Genomic DNA, 14,635 nt, shown 5'->3' on the forward strand with positions numbered 1-14,635 from the left:
CACAGCGCGCTAGGCTATCTTTCGCCGGTACGGTTTGCTGCGCAATTTAATAAGAGAAAGGCAGTTTAATGGTGTCTACTTTCTTGACAGAGGTCCAGTTTTCCCTATAACATCCCTTTAAACACCGATCACCTAGCGTATTGCATCATACAGAACCGCATGACACTAATAACCTACCGCAAATCTTCACAAACAACAAACCTCTACCCCTGGGCCCAACCCTTCCGATGAGCATATATAGCCAACTGGGTACGGTCATCCAGCTCGCATTTCATCAGCAAGTTGCTGACATGCGTCTTCACTGTCTTAATGCTGATATGTAGCTCCTCACCGATATCCTTATTGGTTTTGCCCTCAGCAATGAGCAGCAGAACCTCTTTCTCACGCTCCGTCAAGCCGGAGGAATCACCTTGCACGGTACGCTGGCGAATGCCACGTGTCAACGCTTGCGATACATCACCAGTCATAACTGGCATGCCGCGAAATGCGCCTTGCAGTGCGTAGATCAGCTCCTCTGCTGACACGGTTTTGAGCACATAGCTGACTGCTCCAGCTTCTATAGCGTCCACGACGAGGTCATCCTCAAGGAAGCTGGTCAAGATAACGATTTTGAGGCCAGGAAATTCTGACAGCACTGCACGAGTAGTCTCCACACCATTCATCACAGGCATCATCAGATCCATTAGCACGAGATCGGGTAAGCCTTCATGTCCGCCAGCACGCAGCATCTCCAGTGCTTCCTGTCCATTTGCTGCTTCTCCTATAACCTCAAACGTCGGCTCCAGCATCAGATATGTTTTGAGACCCATCCGCACCATATCATGATCATCCACGAGCAACACTCTTATGACACTCATGCTCTATTCCTCCTCGTCCTCTGTATCTGTTCCTAATGCTCTTTTTTCCTCTGACTCAGAATTCCCTTGCACAAATTTAGGGATATGTACACGTATGGTCGTTCCTGCACCCTTACGGCTAATAATCTCTACTTGCCCACCCAGTTTCTCCGCACGTTCACGCATGGTGGTAAGACCGTACGAACCCTGTTTTTGCTGTATATGCTCAAAGCCTTGACCGTCGTCACTAATACTCAGCACAACCTGTCTTGACCCTTCACGCAGCGATAGGCTGACCAGTCTAGCTTCAGCATGCTTCACAATATTCGCCATAGCCTCCTGGATAATCAAGAATAACTGATGTTCAATAGCCTCAGACAATTCTCCTTGCAGTTCAAGCTCCTTCATTCCTTTTAGACCGTTCTGGCGACAATAATCAGGGAACCATTTTTCCAGTGCTTCGAAAAGATTCCTGCCTTCCAGCTCCACCGGTCGCAACTGTGCAATGAGCGCTCTCATCTGCTTTTGTGCCATCTGGGACATTGCAATTAACTGATCCATTACCAATTGGCCTTGAGCTTCATTAACCTTCAGCACTTTAGGCAGCGAAGAAGCCGACATATGGATGGCAAAAAGCTGTTGGCTCACCGTATCATGCAAATCCCGGGCCATACGCCTTCTTTCCTCCAACACCGCACTCTCCGCTGCCTGTTCCTTCTCAATAACCTCTTGTTCACCTAATCGCTGCAAAAGCTGCATCTTGTTCTCAACCGTATCCATCATGACATTAAATTCGTGGTACACTCTCGCAAAAGACTGATCATCACTCTCTGGCATACGTACGGACAGATTCCCTTTTGCCACCTGCAGCATATTTAGATCCAGATGATCAATCCGCCGCTGAATCCGCTGACCTGCCATATAGCCGATCACAACAGTGAACAACACGATCCCAAGACATAAGTACAGCCACATGCGATAATCCATTACTTCGATATACCCAAGGCAAGTGCCTGCATACATCAACCCGGCGCTTACGGCTCCAGTGAGCAAAAAGTAAAACAACAACAACCATTTGGTATTACTGAAGATTGTTCCCATCTAACCCACCGTTTTAACTTTAATGTCACCTATAAAAGCACTTACGTTAATGCGGACTTTTTTACCCGCTTCTTTATAATAAGGCGTCTTGCATTGAACACTGCTCATAAATCCACTGCGAGACTGATCCAGAACTTCCATATCGCCGATAAAAGAACTGCTGTTCACTGAGATGCCAAGATCCATATCATTCGGAATGTACACTTTAATGTCGCCTATAAAAGCGGAAATATTAATTTTCGTCTCTCCATAAGCAATTTGTGCGTTCGTCAGATCCAGTACAGTATCGCCAATAAACTGTGAGACATTCGTATTCTTCAGTTGGAAATGCTCGCGACCCATGTGAACATCCCCGATAAAAGCAGAGCGATTGGTCGACTCCTTGTTACTCTCTGCCTCATGGAACTCCTCATGCCATTCCCCATGTCTTCTAGCGTTACGCTCATGACGTTCCTGACGTCTGCGCTCATGGCGTTCCTGTTTCTCCTGCCAACGTGATTCAGCGGTGGATTTAAAAGCTCCAGTTCCGTCTTCATCCTCTTCTTCATCTTTTTGAAGATTAATATTCCAGTCTCGCCCACCAGAAGGTTTGCCGAATTTCTGTTCGAATTGTTCATCTAGCGTGGAATCCAGCGGTTTTGGCGGCTCCACGTCCAGTGAGCTTTTTCCTGAAGGGAAGTTATCAGGTGGTGAAGTTGGAGCAGGTGGCACTGGTGGTACTGAACCTCGTGGTTTAAAAATCACATAAAGACCGCCGCCAATAAGCATGATTGGAATGAACATTTTGAAAAAATCCCCTGCTGAAATATCGAACCAGTCCAAATTCCGCCCAAGGAAGAACACTCCGATTGCCAGAAAGAAAAAACCGCCGATTGGTGAAGATCCACCTTTTTGTTGTTCGTCTCCCGTACCCAGAAGTCGCTTCATCCCCATGAGGATCAGGATAACAGGCCAATAATTTGAGATCAAATAACCTAAGCTGAAATCGGTGTAACCCAATTGTCTGAGTAGAAACATGGCTCCAATCCCTATCAGGATCAAGCCGCCAAAAATCTGACTTGTGAACCTTCTTTTCATATACCATTTCCCCTTTAAATTAGTGGAACGCTCTCTTCTTCAATCTTATAGCCTTAGTCTACAGGAAGAAAGCGCTCATAAACAGCGGCGAGAGAAGGAACTTCCACTCAGTCTCTAGACGGAGACGTATGGGATATTATTCTATATAGTCCTATATATATGAAAAAAAGACCGTCCCTCAGTTATAAACTGATCTGGGACAGTCTCTTTATTCAACAGTCTTTTGCTTCAGTAGTGCATTATTGTTGCGGTTTCTGAGCTGGTTTAGAAGTATTTCCACTTTGCTTAGTAGCGCCGTCATTCTCAACAGCAAACTCAGCATTGTATTTTTCATTCGGTGTTTTGTAATTTTCTTGAACTTTAGATTTTTTATTATTAGCCACGGAATTCACCTCCCTTATCCCTTATGCAGCATAGATAATGCTTACTAAGAGAACATCTCGGATGAGGCTAATGCTCTGCCCCAGTCCGTATTATGGCAAGGTGATGTCACTATTATGCATGACCAAGTGAAATTAAGTTCAATCCACCAAATTCATTGAAATAAACATCTATATCTTAAATGGATTCTTCCAGCAGGGATTGCGGTACAGCATTATAAGTCTCAATCGCTTGGGTTAGCTTCTTCAGCATGACTTCCGTACATGTACCGTTTCCTCGCTTAATGAGCTGAACTACAACTGATTTTTTACCCCATTCCTTATATACCTGCTTCGTAGTAGCAAAATACAAATCAATCTTCCGCCCTTTAATGGCAGATCCTGTATCAGCAACGATGCCGTATCCATAACCTGGTATATAAAGTATACTCCCTAACGGGATTATCTTAGGGTCAGCAGCAATGGTCGAGACTGTATTCTTATCTCTACGTACTTTCACACCTGAATAGGTGATTCCGTATTCGGGATGTTTAGATGTTTTACCCGTAGATTCATAACCCGCAGTATAACCCGTCGCCATCACTTTCATTGAAGTAATAATCTGATCAGGAGCTGGTGCAGCTACAGGAACAGAATTCGGTGATTTTGAAGAGCCTTTGCCCCCACTCTGAGCTTTAGTGCTCTGTGGTGACTTTGTAGCTACTGGTTTATTTTTTGTTGTCGCAGGAACGATCGGTATGCTGGAATGTGGCTCATTTGACAACAAGGTAGCACGGTCCGTGGTGAGAATAGCTTGTTGATCTTTGGTTCTCATTGAACCAGAGTTAGCCTGAGTATGTTGCAATTCGTTCGAAAGCGTTTTGCTAAAATCTGTGTGCTGTAATGTGTCTCCTGTCCCATTGGCCACAACTGCTTGATGCTTGGATTCAGGAATGATACCTGCAGCAGTCAACAGTAGGACTATTGTGACAAAAAGACACCAAAACCTCTGAAATATGCCCATTTTGTTCATGTGATAAACCTCCCCCTTATTAGCGAAGGTTTCCCGATTCACAAAATTTTATACATGAAGATCCATTTTAGATCCTCATGGGCATAGGACAGAGGTCGTTATTCGACGTACTTTTGGTGTAGATTATTTCATGTAATTAGGAGATTACACGGTCTGCAATTTCCTGAGCCAGTAGCTCAATAACTTCTTGAAGTGGCTTAGCTCCGATATCGCCTTCCCCACGCTTACGGATGGAAACTGTCTCAGCATTCATTTCATTCTCGCCGACTACGAACATGTATGGCAGCTTCTCCAGCTGAGCTTCACGGATCTTATAACCAAGCTTCTCATTACGCAAATCTGCCTCAGCAGAGATACCACGGCGACGCAGCTTGTCCGTAACTTCCTTAGCATAATCGTCGAAAGCAGTAGATACAGGAATAACTTTAACTTGCTGTGGAGACAGCCAAAGCGGAAGTGATCCTGCAAAGTTCTCTAACAAGAAAGCAACAAAGCGCTCCATAGTACCTAAAATACCACGGTGCAGAACGACTGGACGGTGTTTCTGACCATCGTCACCGATATATTCCAATTCAAAGCGTTCAGGCAGCAAGAAGTCGATCTGTACAGTGGAGAGAGTTTCTTCTTTGCCTAGTACAGTCTTGATCTGTACATCCAGCTTCGGACCGTAGAAGGCAGCTTCGCCTTCCGCTTCGTAGAATGGCAGACCAGCTTCCTCTACAACCTCACGCAGCATGCGCTGTGCAGTTTCCCACATTTCGTCATTCGCGTAATATTTCTCAGTATCCTTAGGATCACGATAAGACAACCGGAAACGGTAGTCATTAATACCAAAGTCACTGTATACCTGTTTAATCAACTCGATTACACGAATGAACTCGCCTTTAATTTGATCCTGACGACAGAAAATATGGGAGTCATTAAGAGTCATCGAACGCACACGGTGCAAACCAGTCAATGCTCCTGACATTTCATAACGATGCTGGATACCCAGTTCAGCAATACGGATCGGCAGATCACGGTAGCTGTGCATGGAGCTCTTATAAATCATCATGTGATGCGGACAGTTCATTGGACGAAGAACAAACTCTTCATTATCAATAGTCATTTTAGGGAACATATCCTCTTGATAGTGCTCCCAGTGTCCAGAAGTTTTATAAAGTTCAACATTACCTAGAACCGGAGTATATACATGCTGGTATCCTAGACTTGCTTCCAGATCCACAATGTAACGTTCCAGAATACTGCGCAGTTTGGCACCTTTAGGCAGCCAGATAGGCAAGCCTTGGCCTACCAATTGATTAAATGTGAAGATTTCGAGCTCTTTACCCAGCTTACGGTGGTCGCGTTTCTTCGCTTCTTCAAGCAGACGAAGATGCTCATCAAGCTGCGCTTTTTTGATCCAAGCTGTACCGTATACGCGTTGAAGCATTTTATTCTTGCTATCGCCGCGCCAGTAAGCACCGGCTACATTCATCAATTTAAAGACTTTGATCTTGGAAGTCGACGGAACATGTGGTCCACGGCACAAGTCGAAGAATTCACCTTGTTCATAGATCGAAATCACACTATCTTCAGGCAATGCTTCGATCAGTTCAAGCTTGTAAGGATCGCCTAGTTCACCGAATATTTCTAACGCTTCCTTGCGACTAACTTCCTTACGTACGATTGGAAGGTTCTCAGAGATAATACGATCCATTTCCTTTTCAATCTTTAGTAGATCCTCAGGATTAAGCGGATGTTCCAAATCCATATCGTAGTAGAAGCCATCTTCGATAACCGGACCTACACCTAGCTTAACTTCTTTTGATCCGTACAAACGTCTTACAGCTTGCGCCATCAAGTGGGCAGTACTGTGACGCATAACTTCCAAACCTTCAGGCGAATCCAAAGTTACGATTTCTATCAATGCGCCTTCCTCAAGCGGAGTGGACAGATCCACGACAATACCATTCAATTTCCCTGCCACCGCATTTTTGCGAAGTCCACTACTAATAGAAGCTGCTACATCGTCAATATTACTACCTTCTGCGTATTCCCGAACGGAGCCGTCCGGAAGTTTAATACTTACCATTTAAATTCCCCCTTCATTTCCTTAAGCCAAACAACAATTTTAAATTACGAAGCGGAAATATCCACGCATACAAAAAACGCCCGTCCCGCAAAGGGACGAGCGATTGCACCCGTGGTTCCACCCAAATTCGATTCTCCCAATCCTCACTTAAAGCAGAGTTGAGACAGAATCCTTCGTAAGCATGGAATAACGACCATGAACCGGCGGTTCTTACTATCCCATTTCTGGGAATTCATAACCGCAGCTACAAAGGGGTAAATCGATAGTAGGTACCGGAGGAAATTACAGCCTATGTTCCCTCTCTCTGATACGGTCCAGAACAATCAATTCATATCTTTGTCAATGCTGTTAACGTGAATTATGGAGTAATTATAAATCTGTCCTCTCTGACAGTCAAGTCTGTAGAGGGGGCAAAATTTTGTAAACCCCGGGTAGCAGTTACCTGCACGAACAATTCTGCATCTGGAAATAGCACTAGAACTGTCCTTAACAGGTTACTCTTCTCGTCGTTTCCTTTCAGGTAAGCGGCCTGCACGTTTCAAAGACTCACGCAGCAAGTATTCGATATGTCCGTTTACACTGCGAAATTCCTCTCCCGCCCAACGTTCCAACGCCTCATGCAGATCCGGATCGATCCGCAATGGAAAGCTTTTCTTGGCCGCCATGATGCACCGCCTTAATACAACGAGCCGGCGTTAATGACCGGACTCGCTCCTCGCTCCGACACGATCGCCACCATCAGATTATTGATCATGGCCGCTTTACGTTCTTCGTCAAGCTCCACTACACCGCTCTCTTTAAGCTGTTTAATCGCCATATCGACCATACCAACTGCACCTTCAACAATGATTTGACGAGCAGATAGAATGGCAGATGCTTGCTGCCGCTGCAACATGGTGCTGGCGATTTCTGTTGAATAAGCCAAATGTGTAAGCCGGGCTTCAATGACTTCTACACCAGATAAGGACAAGCGCTCTTGAAGCTCAGTCGCTAATTCCTTAGCAATTTCATCTGCATTGGCACGCAAGGACATGCCGGATTCATTGAAGTTATCATAAGGGTATTTACTGGCTACATGACGCAGCGCCGTTTCACTCTGAATCTCTACGAAAGCCATGTATTTATCTACATCAAAGAGGGCTTTAGCGGAGTTAATCACCTTAAAGACGATAACTGCAGCAATTTCAATCGGATTACCTTCCACATCATTGACCTTGAGCTTCACACTGTTAAAGTTACGAACGCGCAGGGAAACCGTCTTACGAACGCTGAACGGAATGACTGCAAACAATCCACTCGTTGCAATAGTCCCTACATATTGGCCGAAAAAGGTGACTACAACCGATTTATTGGGTTGTACAACCGTAATACTTGTACATAGTATTCCCGCTACAACGAACAGAATGACTGATACTGCTACATACTCTTGAAGAGCACCATAGATTCCACCACCCAAACAAACTGCAATCAATGCGATAACCCAAAAACCGCTGACAGGACGAAGCGTTTTCTCCTTCATAAAAAAGCACCTCCATAAGATATTCTTTTGATATGTTTATGATATCACTTTTGGATAATAATGTGTATACAGAAATGTAATAAAATAATGAATTTATGTTCACAGGTAAATACCGGTATAATCCGTCCCGCACAAAAAACGCTTATTTATCATTCATCCCTTTGAAGATGAACGATAAACAAGCGTTAAATATACCCGTATGATATTTAATATTAGTTCTGCATGATGAAATCATTATCAATTTTCGCATTAGCATCATCGAACACGCGCAGAATATCGTAGCGTGTATTCCGCTGTGCCGGGATTTTGCCTGCTTCGCGGATCAGCCCAGTAATAGATTCGATATTAACCTTGTAGGTCGCGCCCGCAGAAGATACTACGTTTTCTTCAATCATTGTACTGCCAAAATCGTTGCAGCCATATTGAAGGGAAAGCTTGCCGACCTCTGGTCCCATGGTTACCCAAGAGGACTGGAAGTTCTTAATGTTGTCTAGAACAAGACGACTAATGGCTACCGTCTTCAGATATTCCTCAGGCGTTTGTCTATCCAGCTTCAGGTTAGTATTGTCCGGTTGGAATGTCCAAGAGATAAAGGCCAAGAAACCCTCTGAATCATATTTGTTGGCAATACACTCGTCCTGAGCCTCACGTACACGAAGTAAGTGCAATGCCCGTTCTTCCATACTCTCACCAAGTCCAATGACCATCGTAGCTGTCGTATTCATACCGATCTTATGCGCTGTCTGCATGACGTCCATCCACTCGCGCCATGAGCCTTTAAGTCGGCTGATCTTGCGGCGTGTGCGATCATCGAGAATTTCCGCTCCCCCACCTGGTAATGAATCCAGACCAGCAGCATGGATTTCACGTACCACTTCCTCGAGCGATAATCCAGATACTTCTTTCATCTTCATAATCTCTGCAGGAGAGAAGGAATGCATTGTAATCTCAGGAAAACGTTGCTTAATTCCACGAAGTATATCGGTATAATAGCTGAAAGGAAGATTTGGGTTCGTACCGCCTTGCATCAGTATTTCTGTACCATTTACAGCGATAGTCTCAGCGATTTTTTGGTAAATCGTCTCATCCGGCAGTACATAACCCTCATCAGAGCCGGGTCTGCGATAAAATGCGCAGAAACGACAGTAGACATCACATACATTCGTATAGTTAATATTACGACCAATTACAAATGTGGCCATCGGGTCCGGATGCCAGCGTTCCATTATGGTGTTTGCAGCAGCACCCATTTTCTCAATTTCGTTGCTCTCGAACAGTCGGATGGTATCTTCCAATTGGAGACGTTCACCCCGTAGGGCTTTGTCCAAAATAAGATCTATCGCACTCATCGTTCGCATCCTCCTTTTAAACCCTTAGGGGTATTGGTAGAATCACAAAATAACAGGAAGAAAAAACGTTGTCTCCTTTCAAGACGACAACCCTTTCTCATACAAATGAACAGTTCATTTCCTCATCGTATCACAATCTGAACAGCTTGAAAAATGCTTTTACATTCTTCGCAAAATCCCATCCAGAAGAAAAGCAGCATCGCACTAAGCGATACTGCTAGTTATACTCTATTTCTCCACCAACGCTCGATGGAACATATCTTCCTGTTACTCGGACTCAATTTCTGCCCTAGCGGCCTCTAGTGCGTGACCAAGATCGGCAATCAAATCCTCAGCATGTTCAATACCGACGGAGAAGCGAAGCAAACGATCATCTACACCCACCGCATTTCGAATCTCCAAAGGAATATCAGCATGTGTTTGTACAGCCGGATACGTCATAAGTGACTCTACGCCGCCCAGGCTCTCTGCGAATGCAATAAGACGAATATGGCGAAGAAGCGGCTCTACGTATCTGGCATCTTTTAATTTGAAAGAAAAAATACCGGTATTGCCTGAAGATTGGCGATTCTGGATTTCATGTCCTGGATGATCCGGCAATCCTGGATGGAACACTTCCGCAATCGCTGGATGCTCTAGCAAGTAGTGGGCAATCGCTAGTGCATTGCTCTCGTGACGCTCCATACGCAGTGCTAATGTCTTCAAGCCTCTCATCAACTGATAACTATCTGTTGGTCCGAGCACGGCGCCAATAGAGTTATGCAGAATAGCTATTTCAGCTGATAATTCTACACCCTTGGATACAATTAGACCTGCCAGCACATCATTATGACCACCCAAATACTTAGTAGCACTATGAACTACAATATCCGCACCTAATTCTATTGGCCGTTGGAAGAATGGTGTCAGCAGCGTATTATCTACAATACTAAGTAACCCATGGTGACGTGCCCAGGTGCACACAGCTTCAATATCCGTGATCATCATCAGTGGATTCGTTGGCGTTTCAATAAATACAGCTTTCGTATTGGGACGACGCGTAGCTTCCAGTGCATCCAAATCATTCGTGTCTACATAAGAAGCAGTGATTCCAAACTTGGACATAATCCGTTCCAACAAACGATAGGTACCGCCGTAAAGATCCAGCGAAACGATCAGATGATCGCCTTGAGCGAACAAGGTAAGAACCGTTTGTATAGCCGCCATCCCTGAGCTACAAGCAAATCCTGCATCTCCAGATTCTAGTTCAGCAGCAGCATTCTCAAGCACTGAACGGGTCGGACTCTTGGTGCGGCTATAATCAAACCCTGTGCTCTGACCGAGTTTTGGATGACGAAATGCCGTTGCATTATAAATCGGAAAATTAATTGCTCCTGTGGCTGGATCTTCTTGAGAACCTATTTGAGCAAGTCTGCTTTCAATCCTAAGTTTGTCATCCATGATTAATGCCTCCTAATTTATATTGTAGCGCTTTTATTAATAAACAATGGGGTCGATATCATAAGGCGTTTCTTGATATACATAGTAATTGAGCCAGTTAGAGAATAATAAATTGGCATGCGCGCGCCACACTGCTGGAGGTGTACGTTCCGGATCATCTTTAGGGAAGTAATGTTTCGGCAAAGCCATCTCCATCCCTCTTGTCACATCACGGTCATATTCCCATTTCAAGGATAGAGGATCATATTCGGAATGTCCGGTCACAAATATTTGTTTACCGTCGTTTGTAGCCACTAGATACATACCAGCTTCTTCGGATTCCGCCAGAATCTGCAGATCTGGATTATTCTCAATATCTTCACGCGAGACATCGGTATGACGGGAGTGTGGTACATGGAATACCTCGTCAAAGCCGCGCAACAATTTAATGTTATTTTGATTAATCGTATGAGCGAAGACGCCAAAGCATTTCTCAGGCAATGCCACTTTACGAACACCAAAATGATGATATAAGCCTGCCTGTGCCGCCCAACAAATATGCATGGTTGAAGTCACATTGTCCTTGCTCCATTCAAAAATCTCTTTTAGTTCTTCCCAATAGGATACTTCCTCGAACTCCATTTGTTCTACAGGAGCACCTGTAACGATTAAGCCGTCCAAACGACGGTGGCTGATCTCATCAAAGGTTTTGTAAAAGCTCTTCAAATGTTCAGCAGAAGTATTCTTGGAAATATGGGAACGTGGATGCAGTAAAGTAACATCAACTTGTAGTGGCGAATTTCCAATTAAACGCAGCAATTGAGTCTCTGTCGTCTCTTTAGTCGGCATGAGGTTCAGAATAGCAATCCGTAGTGGACGGATATCCTGATGGAAAGCCTGACTTTCGTCCATCACAAAAATATTTTCTCCTGATAGTACTTCTTTCGCCGGTAAACTGTCGGGAATTTTAATTGGCATTGTCTTTCCACTCCTTAGCTGAATTTAGTTGTTTTGCCGCATTGCGGCTTGCTGAACAATAAAAAGACCTTCCTCGGAAATCAAGAAAGGTCATATCTACAGTCATATGCGCCTCTCTCATCTGCCAGAATGTTTCTGAAGACGATTTAGGCGTCAACAGAAATTCCGCAAGAATTAGCACCGTGCGTTTACACGCCGGTTGCCGGGTTTCATAGGGCTAGTCCCTCCACCTGCTCTTGATAAGATTTAGCTGTATTCAATTAAATTACTTTAAAATTCACTTTAAATCATGAACCTCCTTTTCGTCAAGTCCATACAATGCTGAAGAAGCCTCAAAATCACAATAAATTTGCTTGAAAGAGGCATACTCCGTTGTTATACTAGACAAGTATTTCATACCTGAACGAAAAGAAGAGGTGAGAAGAAGAATGGAAGGCGACCCGAGCTCGCAAATAAGTGTACAGAATGAGCAACCACACAGGATAATCATCAGCTTGCCGGCGGCGGGAGCAGTTCTTCTTCATGCCCTCGAAACGTCATTTGGCCCTATGTATTGATTGTAACGCCGGCCAAGCTGATTTTTTCCCCTGTGCTTAATTTAGCAGTCCCTAGTGAAGACCTGGGGATAGGAGGAGTGAAATCAGATGAAAATCCGACTGGTAAATGCAGGGGTTTTTACACCTATTGATGAAATTGATGAAACACTAACACCCCCAACGGAAGGGTTCTATTGGATTGACGCCGATGTAGAGGATTTAGAGCTGCTTCAGCCTTTGTTCAACCTGCATGATCTTGCTGTTGAGGATTGCCTTAGCGAAGAGGATCAGCGTCCGAAGATCGAAATATACGAAAGTCACTACTTTATAGTTGTAAATAGCATCCGCTTTGATGATGAAGAAATTTTCCTGCGGGCGCTCAATGTATTCCTTGGAAGACATTACATCATCACTGTCACGAAACAAAAGATCAATGAACTACGAATCCTGAAGCCTATGCTCTGGGAGCAAGAAGTAAGTGAACCGGATATGTTCCTTTACTTACTAATTGACCTTGTCGTGGATAACTATTTCTCCGTCGGCGACCGGATTGAAGCTCGGATTGAGAAGCTGGAAGAAGATATCCTCATGCATACCAAGAAGTCACATCTCAGTGAAATTATCGGTCTGCGAAGTGAAATTTTATGGTTGAAGAAAATGCTGGGACCACAAAAAGAAGTGATCAATACCCTAAACAAAAAAGACCTCCGTCTGATTGATGATCAGCTGCAGAAATATTTTAGCGACATTTATGAAAATGCGGTTAAAATATCTGAAACCTTTGAGACGTATCGCGATCTCATGGGCAACTTACGAGAGGCATACCAATCCAGTATCGCCAACCGAGCGAATGAAATTATGAGAGTGTTTACTGCGATCACAACAATATTCATGCCCCTGACCGTAATTACCGGAATCTACGGTATGAACTTTGATCATATGCCCGAGCTTCATACGAAATACGGCTATTATGGCGTTATAGGCGTCATGCTGACCTTAGGCTGTGGGATGCTGTATGTTTTCCGCAAGAAGGAATGGCTATGAAACGAATCGGACGAATAAGCAAGACGAAGGCCCTGTAACCGTAAGGTATAAGGAAGCCTTCGTCTTTTTGGTATGCGAAAATTTTAAAAACTGGTCGCCATGCCCACTTTATGCGTTTGCTCTCGACGGAAACGAATGCGGATCAACCGCAGACGCTCATAATAAACATCCAATCCTTCAGCAGCGGATAAATCTTCACCATACACCTTATGGAGCACCGGTTTTAGGAAAAGATCCCCGAGCTCCACGTAGGCATTCCATACCGCTTCCTGCTCATTCTGCGGCATATTGCCAAGCTCTACATGGATCAGCTTCTCCACGGAATAACCTTCTCTTTCTAGTTCCTCTACCGCTTCAATCAATTCACGCCGGTTTACTCCACTATTCACTTTAAGCTGTTCCAACCCTAGCCCATTCTCGATACCCTGTAGCAGAATCCGCCGTAAGCGCAGTCGTTCTAGCTGTTTCTTATATTTGACCTCTTTCTGTTTATAAAGCCAAGATATAAAAGACTCCTCTTCGATTACTTCATGAACCCAATTTAGAGGAAAGGAATGTTCCCTTGCCGCTGCAGTAGTTATAGCCAGCCAATCGGCTCCAAACTGTGCTATCTTACCTTCTCCTACACCTGGAATTTGCAGCAGCTCCTCTGGCGTATGCGGCAGAAATGTGCTTAACAAGCGCAATAGACGATTGCTGGCGAGAATATAAGGCGCCTTCCGTTCACTCGAAGCCTTACCACGGCGCCAAGCACATAACTCCTCATAAACAATTTCATTCCCATGATGTTCGCTGTAATATTGAAGCTTCAGCTGTTCCTGATTACGTCCAGTAAGACTATCCTCCTCGTGGAATATCCCATCTATTAAGGGTCGATAGCCATCTCCCATCTTCACCGCTAGCTCATGCCTGTATACACAGAGCATTTCATTCCAAGATCCACCTTCATACCATAAATTCTCGATGTAATTCTCCCCTCCTGAGAAATCACGCCAGCCCAAACTCCAGATCCCCTCTTCCTCTCCAATCCACAGCTGGGCGTACACCTCTTGATCCACTCCAGATATTCTGGATAAACGGTTCATAAATACAATTTGCATATTCATCCCTACCTTTCTCAGCTTACAGCAAGCACAATAACCTCCCGGGAAGAGCCTCCTTCGGAGCGAACAAATCCTTTCTCAATCAGACCCCGAAACGCAAAAAAGCACCTCTCTCACGATAAACGTGAAAGAGGTGCTCCCTCATTAAATGCTATACTGTTAGATCCTAGAATACCATATATTACCGAACAGTCAATGTCTTTTTAT

General features: G+C 44.4%; 13 protein-coding genes and 1 riboswitch. Of the genes, 1 reads left to right on the forward strand and 12 read right to left on the reverse strand.

What is annotated here, in order from left to right:
- Window positions 1-203: 203 nt before the first annotated feature.
- The 11 genes from UQ64_RS19780 to metA all read right to left on the reverse strand — a co-directional run bounded on the left by UQ64_RS19780 (window position 204) and on the right by metA (window position 11,745).
- A complete protein-coding gene (locus tag UQ64_RS19780) occupies window positions 204-857 on the reverse strand; it encodes a response regulator (protein ID WP_042186223.1) in 654 nt (217 codons plus the stop codon).
- 3 nt (window positions 858-860) lie between these two features.
- Window positions 861-1,937, reverse strand: coding sequence for a HAMP domain-containing sensor histidine kinase (locus UQ64_RS19785; RefSeq protein WP_060625214.1), 1,077 nt, complete (start codon window positions 1,935-1,937; stop codon window positions 861-863).
- Complete coding sequence (gene liaF / locus UQ64_RS19790) at window positions 1,938-3,014, reverse strand: cell wall-active antibiotics response protein LiaF (RefSeq protein ID WP_060625215.1); 1,077 nt, start codon at window positions 3,012-3,014, stop codon at window positions 1,938-1,940. It abuts the gene before it with no gap.
- Between the two features lie 239 nt (window positions 3,015-3,253).
- The gene (locus UQ64_RS30985) at window positions 3,254-3,397 is read right to left on the reverse strand and encodes a hypothetical protein (RefSeq protein WP_156113077.1); all 144 of its coding nucleotides are present in this window, start codon (window positions 3,395-3,397) and stop codon (window positions 3,254-3,256) included.
- A 175-nt stretch (window positions 3,398-3,572) separates the two neighbouring features.
- Window positions 3,573-4,406, reverse strand: coding sequence for a 3D domain-containing protein (locus tag UQ64_RS19795; protein ID WP_245238108.1), 834 nt, complete (start codon window positions 4,404-4,406; stop codon window positions 3,573-3,575).
- A 136-nt stretch (window positions 4,407-4,542) separates the two neighbouring features.
- Window positions 4,543-6,480 carry a threonine--tRNA ligase gene (gene thrS, locus UQ64_RS19800; protein ID WP_060625216.1) on the reverse strand — a complete coding sequence of 646 codons (1,938 nt, stop codon included), beginning with the start codon at window positions 6,478-6,480 and terminating at the stop codon, window positions 4,543-4,545.
- Window positions 6,481-6,974: 494 nt separating this feature from the next.
- Window positions 6,975-7,145, reverse strand: coding sequence for a type II toxin-antitoxin system antitoxin (locus UQ64_RS30225; protein WP_042125648.1), 171 nt, complete (start codon window positions 7,143-7,145; stop codon window positions 6,975-6,977).
- Between the two features lie 11 nt (window positions 7,146-7,156).
- The gene (locus tag UQ64_RS19805) at window positions 7,157-7,999 is read right to left on the reverse strand and encodes an SPFH domain-containing protein (RefSeq protein ID WP_060625217.1); all 843 of its coding nucleotides are present in this window, start codon (window positions 7,997-7,999) and stop codon (window positions 7,157-7,159) included.
- 212 nt (window positions 8,000-8,211) lie between these two features.
- Window positions 8,212-9,348, reverse strand: a complete 1,137-nt coding sequence (mqnC, locus tag UQ64_RS19810; RefSeq protein ID WP_060625218.1) for a cyclic dehypoxanthinyl futalosine synthase — start codon at window positions 9,346-9,348, stop codon at window positions 8,212-8,214.
- Between the two features lie 267 nt (window positions 9,349-9,615).
- The gene (locus UQ64_RS19815) at window positions 9,616-10,788 is read right to left on the reverse strand and encodes an aminotransferase class I/II-fold pyridoxal phosphate-dependent enzyme (RefSeq protein WP_060625219.1); all 1,173 of its coding nucleotides are present in this window, start codon (window positions 10,786-10,788) and stop codon (window positions 9,616-9,618) included.
- A gap of 36 nt (window positions 10,789-10,824) precedes the next feature.
- A complete protein-coding gene (gene metA / locus UQ64_RS19820) occupies window positions 10,825-11,745 on the reverse strand; it encodes a homoserine O-acetyltransferase MetA (protein WP_042125640.1) in 921 nt (306 codons plus the stop codon).
- Between the two features lie 114 nt (window positions 11,746-11,859).
- Window positions 11,860-11,991: riboswitch (SAM riboswitch) on the reverse strand.
- Window positions 11,992-12,389: 398 nt separating this feature from the next.
- On the opposite strand from metA, the gene corA reads away from it, so the two are divergent.
- On the forward strand, window positions 12,390-13,325 hold the full coding sequence (corA, locus tag UQ64_RS19825) for a magnesium/cobalt transporter CorA (RefSeq protein ID WP_042125638.1): 936 nt from the start codon (window positions 12,390-12,392) through the stop codon (window positions 13,323-13,325).
- An 83-nt stretch (window positions 13,326-13,408) separates the two neighbouring features.
- Here corA and UQ64_RS19830 read toward each other — a convergent pair whose 3' ends face one another.
- Window positions 13,409-14,425, reverse strand: coding sequence for an HRDC domain-containing protein (locus UQ64_RS19830; protein ID WP_060625659.1), 1,017 nt, complete (start codon window positions 14,423-14,425; stop codon window positions 13,409-13,411).
- Window positions 14,426-14,635: the final 210 nt, after the last annotated feature.

It is taken from the genome of Paenibacillus etheri (assembly GCF_001012825.1).
GTDB lineage: Bacteria > Bacillota > Bacilli > Paenibacillales > Paenibacillaceae > Paenibacillus_AQ > Paenibacillus_AQ etheri.

Coding starts and splice junctions, on each gene's coding strand:
- UQ64_RS19780 (WP_042186223.1), bottom strand. CDS start 857: ATGAGTGTCATAAGAGTGTTGCTCGTGGATGATCATGATATGGTGCGG.
- UQ64_RS19785 (WP_060625214.1), bottom strand. CDS start 1,937: ATGGGAACAATCTTCAGTAATACCAAATGGTTGTTGTTGTTTTACTTT.
- liaF (WP_060625215.1), bottom strand. CDS start 3,014: ATGAAAAGAAGGTTCACAAGTCAGATTTTTGGCGGCTTGATCCTGATA.
- UQ64_RS19795 (WP_245238108.1), bottom strand. CDS start 4,406: ATGAACAAAATGGGCATATTTCAGAGGTTTTGGTGTCTTTTTGTCACA.
- thrS (WP_060625216.1), bottom strand. CDS start 6,480: ATGGTAAGTATTAAACTTCCGGACGGCTCCGTTCGGGAATACGCAGAA.
- UQ64_RS30225 (WP_042125648.1), bottom strand. CDS start 7,145: ATGGCGGCCAAGAAAAGCTTTCCATTGCGGATCGATCCGGATCTGCAT.
- UQ64_RS19805 (WP_060625217.1), bottom strand. CDS start 7,999: ATGAAGGAGAAAACGCTTCGTCCTGTCAGCGGTTTTTGGGTTATCGCA.
- mqnC (WP_060625218.1), bottom strand. CDS start 9,348: ATGAGTGCGATAGATCTTATTTTGGACAAAGCCCTACGGGGTGAACGT.
- UQ64_RS19815 (WP_060625219.1), bottom strand. CDS start 10,788: ATGGATGACAAACTTAGGATTGAAAGCAGACTTGCTCAAATAGGTTCT.
- metA (WP_042125640.1), bottom strand. CDS start 11,745: ATGCCAATTAAAATTCCCGACAGTTTACCGGCGAAAGAAGTACTATCA.
- corA (WP_042125638.1), top strand. CDS start 12,390: ATGAAAATCCGACTGGTAAATGCAGGGGTTTTTACACCTATTGATGAA.
- UQ64_RS19830 (WP_060625659.1), bottom strand. CDS start 14,425: ATGCAAATTGTATTTATGAACCGTTTATCCAGAATATCTGGAGTGGAT.